Source organism: Saccharibacillus sp. O23 (genome assembly GCF_002205895.1).
In the GTDB taxonomy this organism is placed as follows: domain Bacteria; phylum Bacillota; class Bacilli; order Paenibacillales; family Paenibacillaceae; genus Saccharibacillus.
The window spans coordinates 459768-482189 of sequence record NZ_NJDE01000003.1; the positions used below are offsets into that span (position 1 = coordinate 459768).

The window sequence follows — 22422 nt, forward strand, 5'->3', positions numbered from 1 at the left end:
AAAAAACCGTTTCCCGAGCCGGCATCCGCCGGTCATCGGAGAAACGGTTTTTTGAATTCGGCGCTGAGGGTAAGAGGTCGCTTCTTATTTGATCACGACGTAATCGAGGTTCACCAATTTGGCGTAAGTCACGATCTGATCGGTCGTCAGGTTCAGCGATACGACCGTGTGGTGGCCGCCGCCGTTCTCGATCCAAGCTTTCACCCCGTCTTGGAAGTTCGGCTTCACGGTCCAGAGGACGCGCGCGACCGGAAGGTTCGGAGCGGCTTCCGTCGGTTCGAACGCCGTCACTTCGTTGATCAGCAGCTTGTAGTGCGTGCCCATATCGGCCATCGAGACGACGACGCCGTCGCCCGCTTTGCCGTCGAACACCAGACGGGCCGGATCTTCTTTGCCGCCGATGCCGAGCGGAGCGACGAGAATCTTCGGCTTGCTGCTCGCCAGCGAAGGATCGACTTCCAGCATATGCGATTGCAGGATCGCTTCGCGGCCGGTCGCCATCTCGTACGTGTAGTCTTCCATGAAGCCCGTGTTCTGATGACGGCTCATCACTTTGAGCAGACGGTCGAGCGCGGCCGTTTTCCAGTCGCCTTCGCCCGCGAAGCCGTAGCCTTGCGCCATCAGGCGCTGCACGGCCAGACCCGGAAGCTGCTTCATGCCGTGCAGGTCTTCGAAGTTGGACGTGAACGCGTTGTAGCCTTTTTCGTCCATGAAACGCTTGAGCGCGATCTCGTAGCCCGCTTGAACGCGAACGCTCGCTTCCCAAGCTTCTTTGTCGTACAAACCGTAATCGAAATCGTATTGATCGGCGTATTCCGCCATCAGCGCGTCGATCTCCTGCTCGGTCACGGCGTTCACGTATTCCACCAGATCGCCGATGCCGTAGTAGTCCACGGTCCAGCCGAATTGGATCTGCGCTTCGACTTTGTCGCCTTCGGTAACGCCGACGTTGCGCATGTTGTCGCCGAAACGGGCAACCTTGATATTGAAGCTTTCGTTGAACGCGACGGCCACGTCCATCCAGTCCGCGATCTGCTGCTGCACTTCCGGGCGTTCCCAGTAGCCGACGACGATTTTGTTTTGCTTTTTGAGGCGGGCGTTGATGAAGCCGTATTCGCGGTCGCCGTGCGCGGCTTGGTTCAAGTTCATGAAGTCCATGTCGATCGTCGCCCACGGAATGCTCTCGTTATACTGCGTCGCCAAATGCAGCAGCGGCTTCTGGAGCAGCTTCGTGCCGCGAATCCACATCTTCGCCGGCGAGAACGTGTGCATCCAAGTGACGATGCCGGCGACTTCGTCGCGGTAGTTGACTTCTTTCATGATGCTGGTAATCTTGTCCGCCGTGACGGCCAGATCCTGCAGCACGAGCGGGTAAGGCAGCACGCCGCTGTTGTTCAAGCTGTCGACCATCTGCTGCGCGTGCGCTTTGACTTCGCCGAGCGCTTCTTCGCCGTAGAGATGCTGGGAGCCGACGACGAACCAAAATTGTTTTTCTGCTGTCATGGGAATCATCCTCTTTTCGCGATCGTGATTTGTTGAATCCGTTATTTCTGTCCGTAGTAAGCGTCTTTGCCGTGTTTGCGCAGATAATGTTTATCGAGAATGCCCTGCGGCAGTTCTTTGGCAAAATGGTTCAGTTGGCGCGCGTACAGGTTCATCTTGCAGACTTCTTCCAAGACGACGCTGTTCACGACCGCCGACTTGACGTCTTTGCCCCAAGTGAACGGCGCGTGGCCTTGCAGCAGCACGGCGGGAATCGCCATGATATCCACGCCGAGTTTCTCGAACGTCTCGATGATGACATGTCCCGTCTCCGCTTCGTAGCCGCGGTCGATCTCGTCTTGAGTCAGGAAACGCGCGCAAGGAACCGCTCCGTAGAACGTGTCCGCGTGCGTCGTGCCCATCACCGGAACGTCCAGACCCGCCTGCGCCCAGATGGTCGCCCACGTCGAGTGGGTATGCACGATGCCGCCGATCTGCGGATAATGCTTGTACAGCACGGCGTGCGTCGGCGTGTCGGAAGAAGGACGCATCTCGCCTTCCACCACGTTGCCGTCGAAGTCGACGACGACCATGTCGCTCGGCTTCATTTTCTCGTAGTCCACGCCGCTCGGTTTGATGACGAACAATCCGCTCTCCCGATCGACCGCGCTGGCGTTGCCCCAAGTAAACTTGACCAATCCGTGTTTCGGCAGTTCCAGATTCGCTTCATACACTTCCTGCTTAAGCTGTTCTAACAATGCGGTTCACTCCTGTTCTATTTCAGATGGTCGACGGCGGCCTGCTCGATCGCAAGTCCCGCCTTGTAGCGCTCGACGAAGACGCGGAAACCTTCGACATCCGCAGCGTCCGGCGCGATCTCCGTACCTTCGACATCTTTGAATACCTGTTCGCCGAGGAACCGGTCCAGACTCTCGCCTTCCGATTTATTGCTCATGTAAGAAGCCAGCAGAGCCATGCCCCATGCTCCGCCTTCGCCGGCGGTGGACATGACCGAGACCGGCACGTTCAGCGCGGCGGCCAACGCTTTCTGTCCGACGACCGGCGTCTTGAACAGACCGCCGTGGCCGAGCAGGCTGTCGATCGCGACCTGTTCGTTCTCGGTCAAGATATCCATGCCGATCTTGAGCGCGCCGAACGCGCTGAACAGATGCGTGCGCATGAAGTTCGCGAGGTTGAAACGGCTCTCCGGCGAACGCACGAACAGCGGCCGTCCTTCTTCGAGTCCGGTGATATTCTCGCCCGACAGATAGCCGTAGCTCATCAGGCCGCCGGCGTCCGGGTCGGCTTCGAGCGCTTTGCTCAGCAGCACGCCGAACAGTTTGCCGGAATCGGCTTCGTAGCCCATCGCCTGCGCGAATTCGCGGAACAAGCCCATCCACGCGTTCAGATCGCTGGAGCAGTTGTTGGCGTGCACCATCGCGACCGGGCTGCCGTCCGGCGTCGTCACCATGTCGATCTCCGGATACAGCTTGGACAATTCGTGTTCGAGCACGATCATCGCGAACACGGACGTGCCGACCGATACGTTGCCGGTGCGTTTCTTGACGCTGTTCGTCGCGACCATGCCCGTCCCGGCATCGCCTTCCGGCGGGCAGAGCGGAATGCCGGCGGCCAGATCGCCATCCGGGTCGAGCAGCTTCGCGCCTTCGGCGGTCAGCGTTCCGGCTTGTTCGCCGGCGACGTACACTTTAGGCAGCAGGCTTTCCAGCGTCCACGCATACCCTTTATCTGCGATCAATTCGTCGAACTGCTTCACCATCGCCGGATGATACGTACGGCTCGATTCTTCGATCGGAAAAACGCCGGACGCGTCGCCGACGCCGATTGCTTTCTCCCCGGTCAACAGCCAGTGGATATACCCGGCCAGCGTCGTCACGTGATCGAGGTTCGGCACATGCTCCTCTCCGCCGAGGATCGCCTGATAGAGATGGGCGATCGTCCAGCGTTCGGGAATATTGAATTGGAACAGATCCGTCAGCGCCTTCGCGGCTTGGCCGGTCGTCGAGTTGCGCCAAGTGCGGAACGGCACCAACAGTTCGCCCTGTTTGTCGAACGCCATATAACCGTGCATCATCGCCGAGAAACCGATCGAACCGACCGTTTGCAGCTTCACGCCGTACTGGCGGTCGACTTCCTGCTTCAACTCGCGGTAAGCGGCTTGAAGACCGTTGATGATCTCCTCGCGATCGTACGTCCAATATCCGTCTTTTAACTGGTTCTCCCATTCGTAACTGCCCGAAGCGATCGTCTCGAAGCAGCTGTCGATCAGCACTGCCTTGATGCGCGTCGATCCGAATTCGATACCGAGCGCGGCTTTGCCTTCGGTAATCGCGGCTCTGAAATCTTCATGACTCATGATCCCATCTATCCCCTTCCCAAGCTGCTTGCTATACGAACGGCTTCCGCTTCAGTCGGTCGATTGACGAGACAACTCGGAGATTCGGCACGAAAGAATGCGGTTTCAACAACTGACAGCTCCAGTATATTTTTTGTACGTACATTTGTCAACGATACAACTTAGTTATACTGTCATCGCGTATCAAAAGGTTGATTTCGTTTGCTTTACGGTATTTCCGTGCTAAGATGTGTACGTACAACTTTCTCCAGTGACAAGGAAAGAAGTGAATGCCGTGAAACCCAAATATCAGCTCATCATTGAAGATATAAGAAGCCATATTCTCTCGGGAACTTACAAACCCGGCGAGAAGATCCCGTCGGAATTGGTGCTGCAAGAAACCTACGACGTCAGCCGCCAGACGGTGCGCAAAGCGCTGTTGGAACTGTCGAACGAAGGTTTTCTGCGCAGCGAACGCGGTTCCGGCACGTACGTCAGCAGCCAATATCGTTCGAAATCCGGTTCCAAATCCGGCAATAAGACGATCGGCGTCATTACCACGTACATCTCGGACTATATTTTCCCGTCCATCATTCGGGGCATCGAAGGCCGGCTGAACGAAGACAACTATTCGCTGCTGCTCGCCAGTACGAATAACGACATCGCCCAAGAACGCAAAGCGCTGGAGATGATGCTCTCCTACGGCGTGGACGGCCTGATCGTCGAGCCGACCCGCAGCAACGTCTACAATCCGAATATCGCATATTACTTGTCGTTTAAGGAACAAGAAGTGCCTTTCACGATGATCAACGCCTACTACGAGGAACTGGAAGTGCCGTTCTTCTGTCTGGACGACGTGCAGTCGAGCTATCTCGCCACCCGCGAGCTGATCGGCAAAGGCCATACCCAGATCGGCATCATCGCCAAAATGGACGATCTGCAAGGGAAGTTCCGCATGAAAGGCTTCATCAAAGCGCTCGGCGAAAACAAACTGCGCTTCCAACATGAACATGTTCTGGCGTTCGATACGGACAGCAAACCGGACTTATCCGCGAATCTGGAAACCTATCTGACGGAAAACCGGGACGAACTGACGGCGCTGGTCTGCTACAACGACGAGGTCGGGCTGGAAGTCGTCAACGTCTGCCGCAAGCTCGGAATCGCGATCCCGGACGATCTGTCGATCGTCTGCCAAGACAACTCGTATATCGCGAAGAACGCGAATATCCAGCTCACCACGCTCACGCACCCGCAGGAACAGATGGGCCGCGACGCGGCGGACTGGGTGATCAAACGGCTGCAAGGGAAAAAGGACCTGCCTGACAAAACGTATTATCAGCCGGCGTTGGTGGAAGGCGAGACGGTGAAAGTGATCGAAGTGGAGTAAGCGGGCTGCATAAAAGAACCCTTCGCGAGAGCGAAGCGGTTTTTTTGCGTTTTCGCAGGCGGAGAACAAATGCGGAAGATGCTATATAATCGGGAATAAAGAAAAACATCGCGAACGCGCAGAAGGAGGATCTCATGGCTCATCACGTAACGCCGGAAACGATTGACGAATGGCTGCCGAAAATCAAACTGTTCGAATCCTTGCCTGCGGAAGCTCTCGACGACATTCGGCAAGCGATTGCCCCTGCCTATACGTATCAGGTCGGCGCCCATTCGATTTTCCAGACGCCCGACGACGCCAGAAAAGGCTTGTTTCTGCTGCTTGCCGGCCGGCTTCGCTTCTACAAAATCAATGCGGACGGCAAACAGCATACGGTCTGCATTCAGAACGAAGGCAGCGTGTTCGGCGAAGTCGACACGTTCGCTCTGGGGGAGGTCGGAAGTTACGCGGAAACGATGCAAGCCTCGACGATCGCGTTTATACCGGCGGAACGGTTCGAACCTTTTTTGCGCAAATATCCCGAGCTGTCGTTGGTTTTCTTATCGGAAATCAGCCGAAACCTGCGCGTGCAGGGCGAGTGGGTGGAACATCTGGTGTTCGGCGATCTGCGCGGCAAATTGCTGTACTTCTTGAACCGATTGATCGGCAAATTCGCCGCAGACGGAAACGAACACGACGAAGTCACGCTTCCTCTCACCCATCAGGAGTTGGCCGATATCGTCGGAGCCACGAGAGAAGCGGTATCGCTCGCGCTGAAAGAACTGGCCAACGAAGGCATTCTGACCACCGGTCGCAAAACGATCACGATCGATTTATCCGAAATGAGGCAAGCACTCGTTTGATCGCCCGATCGCTCGCCTCCCGACGTCTTTTCGACGCTTCGTAATCTACATTACGGTCGAACGGCTCCCCCGGAATTAAGATGAATATCGAAAGAAACATTCCACTATTCATTACGCGGGAGGCTTATCGATATGGGAAAATTCGAAGGAAAAGTAGTCGTGATCACCGGAGGAACGAGCGGAATCGGACTGACGACGGCGCAGCGTTTCGTATCGGAAGGCGCTCACGTCTTTATTACCGGACGCAGACAAAGCGAGCTGGACAAAGCCGTTGAACTCATCGGCGAACGGGTGACCGGCGTTCAAGGCGACGTCTCCAACTTGGAAGATCTGGACAGATTGTTCGACACGGTAAAACGGGAAAAAGGACATCTGGACGTCTTGTTCGCGAATGCCGGACTCGGCAGCCTGCTTCCTCTGGGGCAGATTACGGAAGAGCAGTACCGGAAGACGTTCGACGTCAATGTCAAAGGCACGCTGTTCACCGTTCAAAAAGCGCTGCCGCTGTTCCCGGATCAAAAAGGCGCGATCGTGTTGACCGGCTCGACGGCAGGCGCGATGGGCGATCCGGCTTTCAGCGTGTACGGAGCGAGCAAAGCGGCGGTTCGCCAGATGGCGCGGAACTGGATCGTCGATCTCAAAGGGACCGGCATCCGCATCAACGTCGTCAGTCCGGGCACCGTCTATACGCCGGCTTACGACGAGCTGTTTGGCGAAGCGCTTGGCGAGGTGCTGGAATCGGCGAAGACGACCGTGCCGCTGAGCCGTCTGGGTCAGACGACGGAGATTGCCGAAGCGGTGCTGTTCCTCGCTTCGGACGACAGCAGCTACGTGAACGGCGCCGAACTCTTCGTGGACGGCGGTCTGGCGCAGGTCTGAGCTTCGTAGTCGCTCAGTGCGAGAATATCGAAAAGCTGCGTCCCGAATGGGGCGCAGCTTTTTCGACGTTCGAACGAAAATCATGCTCTGCCGAACCGATATCCTCTGCCCCATTCCGTCAAAATGTACGTCGGGTTTGCCGGATCGTCTTCGATTTTTTTGCGTAATTTACGGATATGCACCATGACCGTATTATTCGAGTCGTAAAAATAAGGCTGCTCCCAGACGCTTTCGTAAATGTTTTGCGCCGGGAAAATCTTAGTGCGTCTGCCCATCAACAGTTTCAGAATCCCGTATTCCAGTTCGGACAGCTCGATTTTTCGGCCGCCTTTCCAGACTTCGTTAAAAGATTCGCTTACTTTCAGGTTGCCCGCCGTCAGAAAGGTTTCGCCGTCCGTCTTTTTGTCCGGATAGATCGTGTACCTGCGTAATAAAGCCACGATCCTGGCATGGAGTTCCCGTTCAGCAAAAGGCTTGGTAAGATAATCGTCGCCGCCGGCCAATAAGCCTTCCGCTTTGTCGAGCGTGCCGGATTTGGCGGTCAAAAACAAGATCGGCATATGAAATCGTTCCCTGATCCGTATACAGGTTCCGATTCCCGAAAGACCCGGCATCGCGATATCGAGCACGATTAAATCGATCGAATCGTCCACGACCTCAAGCGCTTGTTCTCCGTTTGCCGCCGTAATGACCTCGTATCCTTGACCGGCAAGAGACCATTTCAGCAAATCCCGAATTTCCCGATCGTCTTCCACAAGCAAAATCCGATTGTTCATCGTATCCTCCTTCGCTTCTTCATCCTTCTTTTCCACGTGGACGACTTATCTTCGGATGTTACCGAATCTTAGCAGCGTCAAGTATTCGTTATGTTCACGGGTACTTTCGAACTGCGCCTGCATCCGATTCATCATGCGCGCAATGCTTCGTTCGCCGAGCCGGCTGCTTTCGATCGTCGCGTTTGGTTCTTTGATCGCGTTTCGAATCCGGATCTCGAAGATCTCCGGACTAGAGGCGAACGCGACTCGGATCTCTTGCGCCGGATCGGCGTATTTCAGCAGATTGGACATCAGGTTGTCGAACACGCGTCCCAGCTCTTCCATATTCGCTTGAATATACGTTTCCGGCAGTGCGCCCGATATTTGAACCCGAAAATGCTCCCGACGCAAAACGGCGATCTGGTCCGACATCAGATCGTAAATCACTTCTTTTACCGCCACCGACTCCAACTCGGCTTCCACCTCTTTGTCCAGCAAAAAATACGCGAACAAATTGTCCGACATCGTTTTTAATTGCAAAGCTTTGCGGTAAGCATGCTCCACGTATCCCGCTTGCTCGCCGACGGGCGATTCGCTCCGCTGCTTTTTGGCGAACTCCAAATACATGATCAGCGAAGTCAGCGGCGTACGCATATCGTGCGAGATTTCGGTCACCAGGTCGCGACTTTCCTGCTGCAAGGTTTCGATCGCTTTCAGTTTATCCAAAAATGCTTTTCTCAGCCCTTCGATGCTCTGCCCGATCCTCGCCAGCTCGTCGTCGCCTTTTATCGTCATTTCGTAATCCAATTCGCCGCCTTCGAGAATATGAATCTCTTGATGGATTCTTTTCAAATAACTCAAGCTCCGTCGTATGCCCGCCAAAACGATAAGCAAAAAAACCGCAGTCGCGCCGAGCAGCTCGAACGCGAACGCCAGACCGAAATAGCGGGAAGAATAGAACCCGTCGATCCTCACCTGTGCTTGGCCGTCGCTGAATCGAATCGGAAGCGCATGGGTCTGATGGAATCGGGATACCTTTTCTTTGCCATAAGCCGCCTCGTCCGCCGGAGAATACGCGGAATCGAATTGAAGAATTCCGTTCCGGGATATCGTCAGCAGAATATCGTTTTCTTTTTTCGCCCACTGCTCGAACGCTCGGCGATCCGATACCGACAAGTCGTTCGAAGACACGTAGCGACGAAATTTCTCGATATACTGGGTCGATTCTTTTTCGTAATATTCGTCCGAATTCAGATACTCTTCGATCAGGCCGTTCGTGATTTTTTGCAGCGCCGCGAACAAGATGCCGCTTGCCAGCAGGGCGATCGCGATCAGCAGGATTAATTTGCGGGTGAGTCCGGATTGATTATCGTGCCGCTTCACACTCTTTCCCTCTTCTCGTCGAAATTTTCTTGCAGTCTTCATAAACGGTTAAGATTTGCTCTTTATATTATCCAGCGTAAGGATCAATGATCATTCTGAGGAGGCTTGAGATGAATAGGCAAAAAGAAAGCCTAGCGCAGCCGATGAGCCTGCAAGAACGGATACACTTTCTGGATATCGTGCGCGGATTCGCGATGCTGGGCATCATTGTCGTTAATTATTTTCTGATGGTGGATTCGGCCAAAGGGGTCGATATGGAATCGGGAGGTACCGTTCGCAATCTGGTGTCCCAATTCGCCGAAGGCAAGTTCGTAACGTTGTTTTCTTTCTTGTTCGGCGTCGGCTTTATGATTTTCATGAATCGCGCATTGACCCGGGTCCGACATCCAAACCGACTTTTTGCCCGTAGACTGACGGTGCTTTTGGGATTCGGCGTCCTGCATGTCACGTTGGTGTGGGTCGGCGATATTTTGGCTTTTTACGCGTTGACCGGATTTTTATTGCTCGCTTTTTATAAATGCCGGCCGCAAACGATTCTTCGCTGGATCATCGCGCTGATTGCTTTTCAATTGCTGCTTCCCGTGATCAACTTGTTCTATCAGTCGATCAGCGCGCAATCTTCCGGTATGACAGATTTTGCGGACTTCGTGCTGTCCAGCCACAACAGCAGCCTCACGTACTTCAGCTCGATCGGGGCGAGATGGTTGGATATGAAGGCCATGTTCGCCAGTTCTTTTTCCACCGTCTATTCGATGTTTCTCATGTATTTGCTGGGCGTATATTTTGTTAAAGTGGATTTCTTCAAAGACATGTTCGCGAAAAAACGACTCTGGACAAGGATCTGGATCATCAGCACGATCGCTTTTGCCTTCACAGAGGGCGTTTCACTGCTTACGGCGGGGATTTCGTACGATAACCGCATCGCGATGGAACTGTCGGGCGTCGTGACGCAAATGGGCGGCTTGACCGGCAGCATGTTCTATATGAGCACGCTGGCTATGCTGCTGTACGTTTCCGGAGCGCAAAAAGGATTGATGATCTTCACCAAGGTCGGGCGGATGTCGCTGACCTGTTACCTATTGCACTCGATCATCGGCACATGGGTGCTGCTGGGATACGGATTGAACCTGTCCGAGCGAATTGAGCCGATCGGAACGTTGGCGATTTCCTTTGCCGTGTACGCGGCGCTCACTCTATTCAGTACGTTCTGGTTGAAAAAGTTCAAATACGGACCGATGGAATTCGTATGGCGCAAGCTCACCTATGGCAAAGTCAAACCGAATCCCCAAACGATATCGCCATCGATCGGAGAATCGGTTCGGTAAAAATCCGGAAAAGAAGGAGTCTTTAATCATGAATACGCCAAAAGAATCGCCAATCACTCTGGTTCCGCTGGAAACGTCCGACGTGTCGGCGTTTAAAAAGAACTTGCAGGAAGCATTTGCCGTGGCCATAGTCGAGACGTTCGGCAAGGTCGACAATGAACCCATTCCGCCCGACCGGGATATTGACGAATCGTTGAACGCTTCGGGTTCGGCCGTTTATCGGATTCTTCAAAACGGCGATAACGTAGGAGGCGTCGTCGTGCGGATCGACAGCGAGACGCATCGTAACTCTCTCGAACTGTTTTATGTATCGCCGGCGCATCACGGTTCGGGGATCGGCGCTGCCGCGTGGCAGGCGATCGAAGCCCGGTATCCGGATACCAAGGTCTGGGAGACCGTCACTCCTTATTTCGAAAAACGAAATATTCATTTCTACGTGAATAAATGCGGGTTCCATATCGTCGAGTTCTACAACAAATATCATGCCGATCCGCATGAGCACGAGCGCGGCGATGACGATCAAAGTCTTTTTCCCGGCGACGAAGACTTTTTCAGATTCGAGAAGGTCATGAGTAAATAGACGCGGCGTTCAAGTTGAAAATAGACTTTCGGGAACGCATAGCAAAACCCCCTTCAAGCCCACGCTTTTCCTTCGGATCCTCTTAGGAAAAGCGTGTTTGCTTGCAGGGGATGATAACAGCCAATTGCGGCTTTTTTATGTTCATGCGAAAATCAAGACTTGGCGATGACCGGGACGTAAATATCCATCAGTGTATCGGCGCGGAAGTGACACCGTTCGTCGTAGAACTCGAAGTCGAGCTTCGATTCGTCGTACTCGTAACCACTCTCCGCGAACCATTCGCGGAAAATATACGTCCACGTCCGCCGAATCGCTTGAGGGAAATCTTCCTGATTCTCCCGCCCGTTCCGGCCTCCGGCGGTCACGTCGACGGGCGGCGTCGTGAATACGGCGTATGTGGCGGCCGGCACTTCCAGCGTCATCATGTCGAGCGTCACCCGAGTCTTGTTTTCCACGATCACTCCGAACAAGTAGATCAGGCTGTCTTGATCGCGGGAATCCGGCACGCAAATACCGACTTCTCCGTGTTTGGGCGGGTTGAGTTGGTTATACAGCTTCTCTTCCCATCCGTTCGTGTCGTAACGATTCCAAAAAGCGGCAATATCTCGGGTAAAACGGCCGTCCGAAATATGGGTCGGGATGCCGTAACCGACTGCGGTAAAAGCAGGTCGGGATACGATTTGAGGAATCATGGATAAACCTCCCGTATCGATGAAATCGGAATTGCTGGCGATATAATCGCGGACCGCGATCATTCGCTCGGCATACTGCGTCGAGCTGTACCCGAACTCTTTGCGGAACGACTTGGCAAATCCGCTCTGCGTCTCGAAGCCGTAATCCGTCGCGATGTCGATCAAGCGGCGGCCGGAAGAAAGCTTCGTCGAAGCGAGCGACAGCCTCCTTTTGCGCACATATTCCATCACCGTCAGACCCATGCAAGCCTGAAACACGCGGCAAAAATGATACAACGAATAGCCGGCATGCCGGGCGATCCGTTCGGTGGTGAGCTCTTCTCCGATATGGACTTCGACATATTCGATGCTGCGATGCATGTCTGCGCTGTAATTCAAGGGTCGGCCACGCCCTTTCCCCGTACGGTTGACTTTATTATAACGACGCCCGGGATCGATGTTTGTTCCCGGTTTGCTATTCGAGTGTATGGGCAAAAGAAAAACCTTTCGTGGGATGCGAAAGGTTTTTCTTCGTACTGCAAAATCAAGTGTTCTCAGATTGTTCAGAGGTCCGCAGGCGAGCTTGTTCTTCGAGCGCGGCCATCGTTTCTTCGAACGTGCGAACCGGGCGATAACCCAACTCGTCGACGATCTTGCTATGGCTGTAAGCCGTCAAGATCGGATCGCCGCCGGGAATGATCGGCTGTTTATTCAGCGCCCGCAGAATACGCAGGCCGAATTGACTTTCCGGATAATTGCCGTCGATAGCATTGTACGCTTGACCGACTGACGCCGGACGAGTCGCGGCCAACACGCACATCTCGGCTGCGTTCTCCGCATGCACCCACGGAGCCAGATCGTCGGGGTGGAGCCAGTCGACTTTTTCCGCTTCGGCGAGCTTGGCGACCAGTTTGTCGCCCCAATGAGAATTTTCTTCGGCGGAGATCAGGCCCGGGCGCAGGATGACGATCGGCAGCCCTTCGGCTTCCGCCTGCCGCAGAATGCGTTCGGATTCGCTTTTGGTGGAGACATAGACATCGGAATGGCCGAACGCCAACTCTCGGGATTCGTCCAGCTCGACGGCTCCGTCGAAATGGCCGTAGACCGATACGGTCGAGATCTGCACGAAACGTTCGACATCAGCGGCACGGGCCGCGTTCGCCAGCGTCTGCACGCCGCGGATATTCGTTTCTTCGGCGATCGCTTGGTCCCCGCCCAGATAAGCGGCGGCGTGGATAACGAAGTCTACATCCTGCAGCGCTTGTTCGAGCGTCTCGCGATCGTTCAGATCGCCGATGACCGGCTCGATGCCGAGCCGCGTACAGATCGAAGTCTGCTGCTCGCCGCGGATCAGTCCTTTGACCCGGGCGCCTTCCGTGACGCAAGCTTCGGCAATCTTGTCGCCCAACGTGCCGGAGACGCCGGTGACAAGCACGGTTTTATTGCGAAGTCTCATATGTATCCTCCTTCTTGTTTGTTACAGCTTACCAAGCAAACGTTATAACAGACGGCATGCCCTGTAAAGGTTGAAGAGCTCCGGGCACTTGATCAAAGATTCGATTCGATGAAAGCGTTTCGGCAAAGACGTATTGACCTGTCCCGGAAAACCGACTATGTTAGAAAAAGCTGGGTTCTAGATTAGGCCCTAGCGAGTTCCTTACACACGAAGGGAGAGGATTGTAATGGCAGCTGCTTATCAGGTGGTTCCGTCCTAAAACCGAATAATCGGCATCAGCGAAAAAGTCGCGGACCGCGTCCGTCATCTTTGCTGTGCCTTCTCCGGTAACCTTTCGTGAATATGGCTGTTTACGAAGATGCGATAACAGATCGCGTCTTTTCGGCGTTCTTATGCCGCGTGACAGCAGCTTCTTCGGAGGCTGCTTGTCCGCGGCATTTTTGCGTCCAAAAACAACTCAAAAGGAGCTAATTCCCACTCATATGACGAACTTGAAGACTTACGGATATCTCGAAACCGAACCCGTACCCGAAGGCCTGATTCCCGGCCGGGTCACCGAATCGCGCCGCGACTCGTTTACCGTCATGACCGAACGGGGCGAAACGACGGCGGTACTCAAAGGTTCTTTCTACCATCAAACCGAAACGCGCGCGGACTTCCCTTGCGTCGGCGATTTCGTACATTTGCGTCCTAACGAATACGGCTCTTCGCAGATCGTCGAAGTACGGCCTCGGCGTTCCAAATTCTCGCGCGCCGACTATTCCGGACATGCCGCGGGCTACGCCAAAACGCTGCTGGAACAAGTCGTCGCAACCAATTTCGATTACGTGTTCATTCTTTCTTCGCTGAATCTGGATTTCAACGTCGACCGCATTCTGCGCTACGTGACGCAGGCCAAGCAGAGCGGCGGACAGCCCGTGATCATTCTGACCAAAGCGGATCTGGCTGCCGATCGCGAACGCCCGCTGGCGGAAGTCGCCGACAGTATTCCCGACGTGCCCGCCCATGCGATCTCCAGCCATTCGGGACTGGGCTTAAGCGAGCTCGAACGCTATCTGCAACCGGGACGTACGGTCGTCTTTCTAGGCATGTCCGGCGTCGGCAAATCCTCTCTGCTGAATGCGCTGATGCAACAGGACGTGATGAAAGTGCAGGGTATCCGGGAAACCGACAGCCGCGGCCGGCATACGACCACGCACCGCCAACTGTTCAAGCTTCCTTCCGGCGCGATGGTCATAGACACGCCGGGGATGCGCGAACTCGGACTTTTCGACGCCGAAGAAGGGATCCGCGCCAGCTTCGCCGACGTGGAAGGCTTGTTCGCGCAGTGCCGTTTCTCGGACTGCCGCCACGAGACCGAGCCGGGCTGCGCCGTTCGCGCCGCGCTGGCCGACGGTTCGCTGACCGAAGAACGCTGGCAGCGTTACCGAGTGCAGCAGCAGGAGAGCCGATACGTGCAGAACCGAACGAGCTATCTGATCGAAAAAAACGCCTATCACAAAAAGGCCATCCTGCGCAGCAAAATAGCGAAAAAGAACGGAGTGCGAAAATGAGCGCGAAACCCGAAATCTTGAACGTAAATGCCAAAATGCTGCACGGGGCTTTGAGCCGGCAGCTTCAGACCGAGGTTGTAGATGCCGATTATCAGGAGACGACTCTGCAAGGCGGAACGATCGCGAGCGTATATCTGTTAACCGGAATCGCCGACGCGGCGGACGGACGGAAGCTGCCTTATCGCATCGTGCTCAAAATCCAGAAGAAATGGGAACGTTACGGCGACCCGAATTCTTGGCGGCGCGAGTACGATCTCTATGCTTCGGATCTGGCCGAGACGTTCTCGGGCGGCGTGCGCTGGCCGGTGTGTTACCTCGCCGAGATGAACGACGACACGGACGAATTCCGTCTATGGCTGGAATATGCCGACGGCGTATCCGGAACGAATCTGACACCGGAGACGTACGAGCAGGTCGCGCTGGAATGGGGACGTTATCAAGGCAAGCTGTATCGGGAACGGCCGACCGTACTGGATCGTCTGACCAATCTCAGCACCTCCGATTTGATGAAAAAAACGTACCTGCATTATCGCTCTTGGCCGGTCGTTCACGATTATATCCGTTCGGAAGAATGCGAGCTGCCGCGGCATCTGAGCGGAATGATGATCGAGATCGACGCGCATTCGGACGAGATTTTCGCGCGTATCGAAAGTCTGCCGCTCGTACTCTGCCATCGCGATTTCTGGTCGACCAATCTGATCTATGCGGACGGAAAAATCCGGCTGATCGATTGGGATACGGCGGGCTGGGGCTACCCCGGCGAAGACCTCGCCAGTCTGATCGCGGACGAGACCGATCCCGCTCAAATGGTCGACTATTACCGGCGCTGCGTGCCTGCTTATCATCGAGCGTTCGCCGAGCAAGCGCAGATTCCTTATATCGAAGACGACTGCGTCTACGAGATGATCTTGATCGTGTTCGGATATCGGCTGATCGAGAGTTATCTGCATAGCGAAGACGAGCGAGACAAACAGCTCGCCGTTCGCACGCTGGAGAGCATTTATGCGATGAAAAACGATTTTGCGCCGAACTGACGGATTGCGAACATTCAAAAAAAGAGACCGCCTCGGGATGCCGAGGCGGTCTTTTTTCGATGCGAGACGCGAGATTCGCGCGTCCGCGTTATTTTATTTCTGTCCGCGCAGCAGGTTGACCAGCACCGTCACGGCTTCGGCCCGCGTCGTTGCGGCAGCGGGATTGAACGTATTGGCGCCTGTTCCGCGAATTGCTCCCGCGTTCTTCAGCGCGGCAGCGGCGTCTCTGGACCAAGCCGGAATCTCGGCATCGTCCGAGAACGAAGTCCTCGCGCCGCTTCCGGCGGGAAGCTTCAGCGCGCGTGCGGCCATGACCGCCATCTCGGCGCGGGTGATGCCGGCATTGGGCCGGACCGAACCGTCGGCGTAGCCTTTCAAGACGCCGAGCTGCACGGCCTGCGACACGGGGGCTTGCGCCCAAGCGCCGATGTCCGAAGCATCCGTGAAGTTCAGAGCCGCGCCGGTTGTCTCTTCGTTCAGCGCGTTGATCAGCATCGCCGCGAATTCGGAACGCGTCACGATCGTATTCGGACGGAACGTGCCGTCCGGATAGCCGGAGACCAAGCCTTGTCCGATCGCCTGTCTAACCGCTTCTTCCGCCCAGTGTCCGGCGATGTCGCGAAGCGCGATATTCGGCGGATTGCCGCCGCCCGGCGTATCCGTCGACGGCTTCTTCGTCTCTACCGCAAGCACCGCGTATTTGGCGAGACGATCCGTCTCTACGGTAATCCGGTTTCCTTGCAGCGTGCCGCCTTCGACTTCGATCCATGCTTTTCGCGTCTCGTCATAATAGAACACGGCGGCTCGGCGATCGCTCGGCACAGCCGCAGGATCGAAAGATAACGACAGCTTAACCGGCTTGCTGAAGTTCTCCGGGAAACTTTTGAGCAGTTCGAACACCGGACTTGCGAGCGCTTCGCCGTTCTTCAGCAGAGTTCCCGTATCCGTCACCTTGCCGATCGTCAGCTTCAGTTCTTTCGCCGAAGCGCCTGCCGGAATCTCGATACGGACGGCGTCTCCCAGACTGACCGTTCCCGCGCGTCCTGCCGGAAGCGTCAGCGCACCGTCGGTCGAGACGACCGGAGCCGAAGGTTCGACCGGAACCGTATAGACCGGAGGATCAATAGGCGCGGACGGCGAGGCAGATCCGCCGCCGCCCGGCGTTACGGTCGTCACGGCATAAGCATTCGACAACGTAGTCCCGACGCCCGCATTGCCCGCCAAGCTGACGAAGCCGTCATTGCGAAGCTCGATATGATTGACCGCCGCGTTCGTATTAGCGGAAGGCGTCAGCACCGCTGTCCACGTGATTCCGCCGTCGATCGAAGCCAAACCGCTTAACGTACCGTGATCGACCGTAAAATCGTCGACCGCCAATCCGGTAACCGCCTCGGAAAACACGATCTTCACCGGAGAAGTCTCGCCCGCCGTCAATGCCGAATCCGCGACGGTCATGACCGCTGTCGGCACGACCGTCTGGACTTCGTAATTGTCGGAATTCGTCGTGCCTGCTCCCAGATTCCCCGCAAGATCGATAATGGCGGAATTTTCGAGGACGACCGCGTTGTTCCTGCTGGAGACGTTCGCTTTCGGCGTCAGCGTCGCGGTCCAAGTCCTGCCGCCGTCCGCGCTCGTGACTAGACTCAACGTGGCGTTCGGCGCGGTCAGATCTTCTTTGGTAAAAGCCGTGACGGCTTCCGAGAACGCGATCGTCACTTCGGCGGTCGCGCCGACGTTCAGCGTCTTCCGGCTGAGCGAGATCGTCGCGGTCGGCCTAAGCGTATCGACGTCATAAGCATTGGAGTCCTTCGTTCCGACGCCCGGATTTCCCGATGTATTGAAGATCCCCGTATGATCCAGCGTAATGACGCTACCTGCGGCTTGGGTATTCGCGTTCGGCGTCAGCGTTGCCTTCCATGTGATTCCGCCGTCGTTCGAACTCGGACTGTCGACCGTCCCGTTGGAAACGTTCAGATCCGCCGTCGTAAATCCGCTTACCGCTTCCGTGAATACGAACGTCACGTCCGTCGTTTCCCCGATCGTCAGCGTCGTATCGGAAACGGTGATCGATTGCGCGGCCGGATTCTTCGTATTGACCGCGTAGTTCATCGAATAGACCGTGCCCGCGCCTGAATTCCCCGCCAGATCGGTAATGCCCCCATAATCAAGCGTAAGGACATTGGTCGCATCCGAGACATCGGAATCCGGAGTCAATTTCGCCGTCCAAGTGAAGCCGCCGTCTCTTGAAGACAAGTCGCTAAGCGTGCCGTTCGGAACGTCTATGTCATCAACCGTAAAGCCGCTCACCGGTTCCGTAAACGTGAATGTTACGTTCGCGGAGCTTCCGGTGTTCAGCGTCGTATTCGAGATCTCGATATCGCTGGCCAAGACCGGTCTGATGGTATCGATCGCGTAATTCGGGGAATCGACGGCGCCTACGCCTGAATTTCCGGCCTGATCGGATACGCCCGAATAATCGAGCGTCAGAACATTGGTCATGTCCGAAACGCCGGAACTCGGAGTCAGCGTCGCCGTCCAGACGAGACCGCCGTCGCTTGAAGCCAAGCCGCTAAGCGTGCCGTTCGGAACCGTCAGATCCGCTGCCGTAAAGCCGGTTACGGCTTCTGTGAAGACGAACGTGACGGTAGCGGAATCGCCGATCTTCAGCGCCGTATCGGAGATCGCGATACTGCTGGCTAACGTCGGCCGAATCGTATCGACCGCAAAAACATCGGATACGGTCGTTCCCGTATTTGACTCGTTTGCCGAATTCATTACGCCCGTATTATCGAGCGTCACGGTTTGATCCCAGGCTTCTACGCCCGAGTACGGAGTCAGCGTCGCCGTCCACGTTTTTCCTCCGTCCGTCGAAGACGGCTCTCCGATCGCGACGTTCGCGGACGTCAGATCCGCGGCCGAAAATCCAGAGACCGCTTCCGAGAAGGTAATCGTAAGCGTAGACGTATCTCCGATCTTCAGCGCTTTGTCCGAGACGACCAACGTGGCCGTCGGAGGCGCCGCATACACTTTGTTTAACGCTGCCGAATCGGCCAATCCGAACAGAACGCCCCCGACTAACAGTACCTTGCCGATTTTCTGAATCCCGTGCATAGATGCCCCCTCATGATGATTTATCGCGATCCCGTTTCATGCTCGGTCCGAGATTCGTTCGCTTCCTGCCGTCCTTTAACGTTTTACTTATCTAAAATTCAAGACATCGGGTAGAATCCCTGCATCGCTTGAAAAAGAAAATCTTTCTTGCTCCGCTCCTCCAAACCTTCGGTCTTACCGATTCTGCACGCCCCACTCGCAAAGCTGCTCCAGTACCGGCAGCAGCGTCTGTCCTTTCGGCGTCAGCGAATACTCCACTTTGGGCGGAATCTGCGGGTACTCCGCGCGGTTCACCAGTCCGTCCGCTTCCAGTTCCTTGAGCTGCGCGCTCAGCACTTTATAAGTGACCGGTCCCAGTTGGCGCTGCATCTCGTTGAACCGAACCGGCTGCTTGGCGGCCAGTACATACAGAATCGCCATCTTCCATTTCCCTCCGATGACCGACATCGTATAGCCGAACGGCGTCTCCCCGATCACCGTCTCTTGGCCTTTCAAGTCCGAAATGCCCATATTCACGCTATCCTTTCGGATAGTACCCTTCTTATTTGTGCGTACTATCCCTTTATTTTCGCCCAGTTTATACTAGCTTTACTTTCAAGTAAAGGAGCCGATACGATGACCACGATTCAAACGTATAACCACGATCTCTGGGACCACGGCATCTCGCAGGGCTACCGGGTCGACGATACGCTGTATATCTCGGGACAGTTCTCGCATAACGCGGAAGGCGGGTTCGTCGGAGCAGGCGATATCCGGGCGCAGACGGCGCAGACATTGGAGAATCTGGACAAGGTATTGCACGAATTCGGCATCACGAAAAATAATCTGGCTTACGTGGAAATCTATCTGACGAACGCGCAGGAGCACGGAGAAATCGCGATCGAGATGTTCAAAGAATACGTCGGGCAGCACCGGCCGGCGGGGAGCCTGATCGGCGTGACGTATCTGGCTTTTCCCGAGCAGTGGGTAGAAGTTCGGGCCGTCGCGCATATCGGGTAAAAAACGGGACTCCGTATCGGGGCGAGAGTCGGCCTTCGCGGCACGACTGTCAGCGGCTTCGACGCGGAGTCCTGATTTATTAGGATTTGTAGAATTCTTCGCCCCTTTTGCCTTGGCAGAAGCTCTCGCGAATCTTCAGCTTTCCGCGATCGGCGAATCTGCCTTCGGATTTTTAAGCGCCGGCAAGACCAGCCCGTCGAGCAGATCCGCGTAGAATGTTTTCTCGAACGGCTTGCGCTCGACAAGACCGCGGAAAGCGGACGTCGAAGTGATCACCCAGCAGGCCAACTCCAGATTCGCATGCTCGGCAATCTCGCCGCGGGCGGCGGCCCGCTTCATGAGCTGCAAATTCGCGTCGGCCCAAGAATCGAAGATTCCGGCCATGCCGGTATCGGCGAATTCCGGATGCTGCAAAAAGGAGCCCAAACCCGCCAGCACGCGCAATTTCCGTTCTTCTTCCGCGATCGACTGCGGCCGGATCAACAGCAGCAGATCTTCGCGCAAGCTCCCGGAATCGGGCAAATGCTCGAGATCGAGATGGCTTCGGTTCATCCAAGCCAGCGCGTCTCGTACCAGCTGCTCTTTGGAAGACCAACGGCGGTACATGGTCGCTTTGCCGGCTTTGGCCCGGGTCGCCACCTTATCCATCGTCATGCCGTCGAAGCTCGATTCGGCCAGAATATCGATCGCCGCCTCCAATATTTTTTCGTCGCGCGTGTGATCTCTTTTGCGGCCTACTTTTTGCGGCTTTTTCTCTGCGGAATCCCCGGATTCCTGGGCTTTAACCGGTTCGTTCCCCGACATTTCGCTCATCGTGTTCGCTCCTTTTGCGTAGTTAAATACGGTGATATATAGTTTCGGAACTTTACAGTTCCGTAATTATGTGATTTACTGTCATTATCCCACATCGAACGGGAAATAGACAGACGGTATCTCAGGGTGCCGCAAAGGAGATTACGATCATGTCGAACCAACCGGTAGCGCTGGTCACGGGAGCCAACAAAGGAATCGGCACGCAAATCGCAAAAGATCTGGCGGGACACGGATTCACGGTGCTCGTCGGATCGCGCAACATCGAAAACGGAAAAACGGCTGCCGACAGCATCGGGCCGAACGCCCATGCCGTTCAGCTCGATGTCACCGACCCGGATTCGATCGCCGCAGCGGCCGAGCGTATTCGCCGCGAATTCGGACGGCTCGACGTACTCGTCAGTAACGCCGGGATCTCGCATGCGGGCAAAGCGGACAAAGCGTTTCCGAGCGAAGGCGCGGCAAGCGGTCTGCTGACGGTGGCTCCGATGGAAGAGATTCGCGCCGTTTACGAAACCAACGTGTTCGGCGTGATCGCCGTCACTCAGGCCATGCTGCCGCTTCTGCGCGAAGCGCCGGCCGCGCGCATCGTCAACCTCGGCAGCACGGGCGGTTCGCTGACTTGGAACGCCGAACCGGGTAATCCGCATCGGGCGATGTACGGCGCTTATTCGGCTTCGAAATCGGCCGTTCATGCGGTAACTTTCGCTTTTGCGGCGGCTCTGGAATCGACGCCGATCAAAGTCAACGCGGCATGCCCGGGCTTCACCTCGACGGCGCTGAACAACTTTGCCGGAACGCGATCGGTCGAACAAGGCGCGCGCGAAGCGGTCAGATTGGCCATGCTCGGCGAAGACGGACCGACCGGAACGTTCTCCGACGAAGACGGGCCGGTCGCTTGGTAATGCGGAACGTTACATCTTTGACGACAGCAAGGAGGAATCCGTCATGCGCGTATTCGTAACGGGAGCTTCGGGATATATCGGTTCCGCGGTCGTCCGCGAACTTCTGGATGCGGGGCATCAGGTCTTGGGCTTGGCCCGTTCCGATAAGAGCGCGGCCCGGCTTGAAGCGGCGGGCGCGGAAGCCTATCGCGGCGACCTGCAGGACGCGGACAGTCTAAGGCGCGCAGCGCTCGCTGCGGACGGCGTGATTCATTTGGCTTTTCATCACGACTTCTCCGACTTCGCCGGCGCGCTCGCTGCCGATCTCGAAGCCGTGACCGCGATCGGAGCGGCACTCGAAGGCTCCGGCAAGCCGTTCGTCATGACGACTCACGCCGGCGGCACGGAAGCGGAGAACGTCATGCGCTCGCTGGCCGAACGCGGCGTGCGGGCCGTGATCGTCGAACTGTGTCCTTCGGTGCACGGCGAAGGCGATACGGGCTTTATCCCGAGATTGATCGAGATTGCCCGAAGCAAGGGCTATTCGGCTTATATAGAAGACGGCGGCAACCGCTGGCCGGCGGTGCATCGGCTGGATGCCGCCGCGCTGTACCGTCTGGCGTTGGAACAAGCGCCGGCCGGTTCCAGACTGGAAGGCGCCCATGACGAAGGCGTACCGTTCCGCGATATCGCGAGCGCGATCGGCCGGCGCTTGAATCTTCCGGTCGTCGGCATTCCGCGCGCGGAAGCCGACGCGCATTTCGGCTTCCTCGGCACGCTGGCCGCGCTCGATATTCCGAGATCGAGCGCAGCCGCCCGCGAACTTGTCGGCTGGCAGCCCGTGCAGCGCTCGCTGCTGGAAGATCTGGAGCAGCCCTATTATTACGAAGGTTGAGGTTTCTTCCTTACGATGCA

The 22422-nt window shown here is 56.0% G+C and carries 20 protein-coding genes; 10 read left to right on the plus strand and 10 right to left on the minus strand.

The window, feature by feature from the left end; translation table 11 throughout:
- Nucleotides 1-84: 84 nt before the first annotated feature.
- The 3 genes from araA to CDO73_RS05975 are packed head-to-tail and all read right to left on the minus strand — an operon-like array spanning nucleotide 85 to nucleotide 3859.
- Complete coding sequence (gene araA, locus CDO73_RS05965; protein WP_179218600.1) at nucleotides 85-1503, minus strand: L-arabinose isomerase; 1419 nt, start codon at nucleotides 1501-1503, stop codon at nucleotides 85-87.
- 41 nt (nucleotides 1504-1544) lie between these two features.
- On the minus strand, nucleotides 1545-2240 hold the full coding sequence (locus CDO73_RS05970) for an L-ribulose-5-phosphate 4-epimerase (protein ID WP_088487578.1): 696 nt from the start codon (nucleotides 2238-2240) through the stop codon (nucleotides 1545-1547).
- Nucleotides 2241-2257: 17 nt separating this feature from the next.
- Nucleotides 2258-3859, minus strand: coding sequence for a xylulokinase (locus CDO73_RS05975; RefSeq protein ID WP_088487579.1), 1602 nt, complete (start codon nucleotides 3857-3859; stop codon nucleotides 2258-2260).
- Nucleotides 3860-4133: 274 nt separating this feature from the next.
- Here CDO73_RS05975 and CDO73_RS05980 point away from each other — a divergent pair, with 274 nt between their 5' ends.
- From CDO73_RS05980 to CDO73_RS05990, 3 genes are all read left to right on the plus strand, one after another.
- Nucleotides 4134-5225 (plus strand): GntR family transcriptional regulator, encoded by a 1092-nt coding sequence (locus CDO73_RS05980; protein WP_088487580.1) that lies wholly within the window; start codon nucleotides 4134-4136, stop codon nucleotides 5223-5225.
- A 134-nt stretch (nucleotides 5226-5359) separates the two neighbouring features.
- Nucleotides 5360-6067, plus strand: coding sequence for a Crp/Fnr family transcriptional regulator (locus tag CDO73_RS05985; protein ID WP_088487581.1), 708 nt, complete (start codon nucleotides 5360-5362; stop codon nucleotides 6065-6067).
- A gap of 132 nt (nucleotides 6068-6199) precedes the next feature.
- Nucleotides 6200-6946 (plus strand): SDR family NAD(P)-dependent oxidoreductase, encoded by a 747-nt coding sequence (locus CDO73_RS05990; protein ID WP_088487582.1) that lies wholly within the window; start codon nucleotides 6200-6202, stop codon nucleotides 6944-6946.
- Nucleotides 6947-7026: 80 nt separating this feature from the next.
- Here the strand turns inward: CDO73_RS05990 and CDO73_RS05995 are convergent, their stop codons facing one another.
- Both CDO73_RS05995 and CDO73_RS06000 read right to left on the minus strand, forming a co-directional pair.
- Nucleotides 7027-7722, minus strand: coding sequence for a response regulator transcription factor (locus CDO73_RS05995; protein WP_088487583.1), 696 nt, complete (start codon nucleotides 7720-7722; stop codon nucleotides 7027-7029).
- A gap of 45 nt (nucleotides 7723-7767) precedes the next feature.
- Nucleotides 7768-9084 carry a HAMP domain-containing sensor histidine kinase gene (locus CDO73_RS06000; protein WP_256972581.1) on the minus strand — a complete coding sequence of 439 codons (1317 nt, stop codon included), beginning with the start codon at nucleotides 9082-9084 and terminating at the stop codon, nucleotides 7768-7770.
- A gap of 110 nt (nucleotides 9085-9194) precedes the next feature.
- Here CDO73_RS06000 and CDO73_RS06005 point away from each other — a divergent pair, with 110 nt between their 5' ends.
- Both CDO73_RS06005 and CDO73_RS06010 read left to right on the plus strand, forming a co-directional pair.
- The gene (locus tag CDO73_RS06005; RefSeq protein ID WP_088487585.1) at nucleotides 9195-10409 is read left to right on the plus strand and encodes a DUF418 domain-containing protein; all 1215 of its coding nucleotides are present in this window, start codon (nucleotides 9195-9197) and stop codon (nucleotides 10407-10409) included.
- A 28-nt stretch (nucleotides 10410-10437) separates the two neighbouring features.
- Nucleotides 10438-10989 carry a GNAT family N-acetyltransferase gene (locus CDO73_RS06010; protein ID WP_088487586.1) on the plus strand — a complete coding sequence of 184 codons (552 nt, stop codon included), beginning with the start codon at nucleotides 10438-10440 and terminating at the stop codon, nucleotides 10987-10989.
- A gap of 152 nt (nucleotides 10990-11141) precedes the next feature.
- Here CDO73_RS06010 and CDO73_RS06015 read toward each other — a convergent pair whose 3' ends face one another.
- Together CDO73_RS06015 and CDO73_RS06020 are read right to left on the minus strand one after the other, a co-directional pair.
- The gene (locus tag CDO73_RS06015) at nucleotides 11142-12059 is read right to left on the minus strand and encodes an AraC family transcriptional regulator (protein ID WP_088487587.1); all 918 of its coding nucleotides are present in this window, start codon (nucleotides 12057-12059) and stop codon (nucleotides 11142-11144) included.
- 145 nt (nucleotides 12060-12204) lie between these two features.
- Nucleotides 12205-13116 carry an NAD-dependent epimerase/dehydratase family protein gene (locus CDO73_RS06020; RefSeq protein ID WP_088487588.1) on the minus strand — a complete coding sequence of 304 codons (912 nt, stop codon included), beginning with the start codon at nucleotides 13114-13116 and terminating at the stop codon, nucleotides 12205-12207.
- Nucleotides 13117-13598: 482 nt separating this feature from the next.
- On the opposite strand from CDO73_RS06020, the gene rsgA reads away from it, so the two are divergent.
- Entirely contained in the window at nucleotides 13599-14669 is a 1071-nt protein-coding gene (gene rsgA, locus CDO73_RS06025) for a ribosome small subunit-dependent GTPase A (protein ID WP_088487589.1), read from the plus strand.
- The gene (locus CDO73_RS06030; RefSeq protein ID WP_256972582.1) at nucleotides 14666-15703 is read left to right on the plus strand and encodes a phosphotransferase family protein; all 1038 of its coding nucleotides are present in this window, start codon (nucleotides 14666-14668) and stop codon (nucleotides 15701-15703) included. Before rsgA ends, CDO73_RS06030 begins: the two co-directional genes overlap by 4 nt.
- A gap of 93 nt (nucleotides 15704-15796) precedes the next feature.
- On the opposite strand, the gene CDO73_RS06035 is transcribed toward CDO73_RS06030, so the two are convergent.
- Together CDO73_RS06035 and CDO73_RS06040 are read right to left on the minus strand one after the other, a co-directional pair.
- A complete protein-coding gene (locus CDO73_RS06035; RefSeq protein ID WP_088487590.1) occupies nucleotides 15797-18814 on the minus strand; it encodes an Ig-like domain-containing protein in 3018 nt (1005 codons plus the stop codon).
- 174 nt (nucleotides 18815-18988) lie between these two features.
- On the minus strand, nucleotides 18989-19324 hold the full coding sequence (locus CDO73_RS06040) for a winged helix-turn-helix transcriptional regulator (protein ID WP_088487591.1): 336 nt from the start codon (nucleotides 19322-19324) through the stop codon (nucleotides 18989-18991).
- Between the two features lie 105 nt (nucleotides 19325-19429).
- On the opposite strand from CDO73_RS06040, the gene CDO73_RS06045 reads away from it, so the two are divergent.
- On the plus strand, nucleotides 19430-19813 hold the full coding sequence (locus CDO73_RS06045; RefSeq protein ID WP_088487592.1) for a RidA family protein: 384 nt from the start codon (nucleotides 19430-19432) through the stop codon (nucleotides 19811-19813).
- Nucleotides 19814-19948: 135 nt separating this feature from the next.
- Here the strand turns inward: CDO73_RS06045 and CDO73_RS06050 are convergent, their stop codons facing one another.
- On the minus strand, nucleotides 19949-20626 hold the full coding sequence (locus CDO73_RS06050) for a TetR/AcrR family transcriptional regulator (protein ID WP_088487593.1): 678 nt from the start codon (nucleotides 20624-20626) through the stop codon (nucleotides 19949-19951).
- A gap of 149 nt (nucleotides 20627-20775) precedes the next feature.
- Here CDO73_RS06050 and CDO73_RS06055 point away from each other — a divergent pair, with 149 nt between their 5' ends.
- Entirely contained in the window at nucleotides 20776-21528 is a 753-nt protein-coding gene (locus CDO73_RS06055; protein WP_088487594.1) for an SDR family NAD(P)-dependent oxidoreductase, read from the plus strand.
- Nucleotides 21529-21571: 43 nt separating this feature from the next.
- Nucleotides 21572-22402, plus strand: a complete 831-nt coding sequence (locus tag CDO73_RS06060; protein ID WP_088487595.1) for an SDR family oxidoreductase — start codon at nucleotides 21572-21574, stop codon at nucleotides 22400-22402.
- Nucleotides 22403-22422: the final 20 nt, after the last annotated feature.

Bases quoted from the DNA above. Each gene is read 5' to 3' on its own strand.
- araA (WP_179218600.1), bottom strand. From the start codon at position 1,503: ATGACAGCAGAAAAACAATTTTGGTTCGTCGTCGGCTCCCAGCATCTC.
- CDO73_RS05975 (WP_088487579.1), bottom strand. From the start codon at position 3,859: ATGAGTCATGAAGATTTCAGAGCCGCGATTACCGAAGGCAAAGCCGCG.
- CDO73_RS05985 (WP_088487581.1), top strand. From the start codon at position 5,360: ATGGCTCATCACGTAACGCCGGAAACGATTGACGAATGGCTGCCGAAA.
- CDO73_RS05990 (WP_088487582.1), top strand. From the start codon at position 6,200: ATGGGAAAATTCGAAGGAAAAGTAGTCGTGATCACCGGAGGAACGAGC.
- CDO73_RS05995 (WP_088487583.1), bottom strand. From the start codon at position 7,722: ATGAACAATCGGATTTTGCTTGTGGAAGACGATCGGGAAATTCGGGAT.
- CDO73_RS06005 (WP_088487585.1), top strand. From the start codon at position 9,195: ATGAATAGGCAAAAAGAAAGCCTAGCGCAGCCGATGAGCCTGCAAGAA.
- CDO73_RS06010 (WP_088487586.1), top strand. From the start codon at position 10,438: ATGAATACGCCAAAAGAATCGCCAATCACTCTGGTTCCGCTGGAAACG.
- CDO73_RS06020 (WP_088487588.1), bottom strand. From the start codon at position 13,116: ATGAGACTTCGCAATAAAACCGTGCTTGTCACCGGCGTCTCCGGCACG.
- rsgA (WP_088487589.1), top strand. From the start codon at position 13,599: ATGACGAACTTGAAGACTTACGGATATCTCGAAACCGAACCCGTACCC.
- CDO73_RS06030 (WP_256972582.1), top strand. From the start codon at position 14,666: ATGAGCGCGAAACCCGAAATCTTGAACGTAAATGCCAAAATGCTGCAC.
- CDO73_RS06035 (WP_088487590.1), bottom strand. From the start codon at position 18,814: ATGCACGGGATTCAGAAAATCGGCAAGGTACTGTTAGTCGGGGGCGTT.
- CDO73_RS06040 (WP_088487591.1), bottom strand. From the start codon at position 19,324: ATGGGCATTTCGGACTTGAAAGGCCAAGAGACGGTGATCGGGGAGACG.
- CDO73_RS06045 (WP_088487592.1), top strand. From the start codon at position 19,430: ATGACCACGATTCAAACGTATAACCACGATCTCTGGGACCACGGCATC.
- CDO73_RS06050 (WP_088487593.1), bottom strand. From the start codon at position 20,626: ATGAGCGAAATGTCGGGGAACGAACCGGTTAAAGCCCAGGAATCCGGG.
- CDO73_RS06055 (WP_088487594.1), top strand. From the start codon at position 20,776: ATGTCGAACCAACCGGTAGCGCTGGTCACGGGAGCCAACAAAGGAATC.
- CDO73_RS06060 (WP_088487595.1), top strand. From the start codon at position 21,572: ATGCGCGTATTCGTAACGGGAGCTTCGGGATATATCGGTTCCGCGGTC.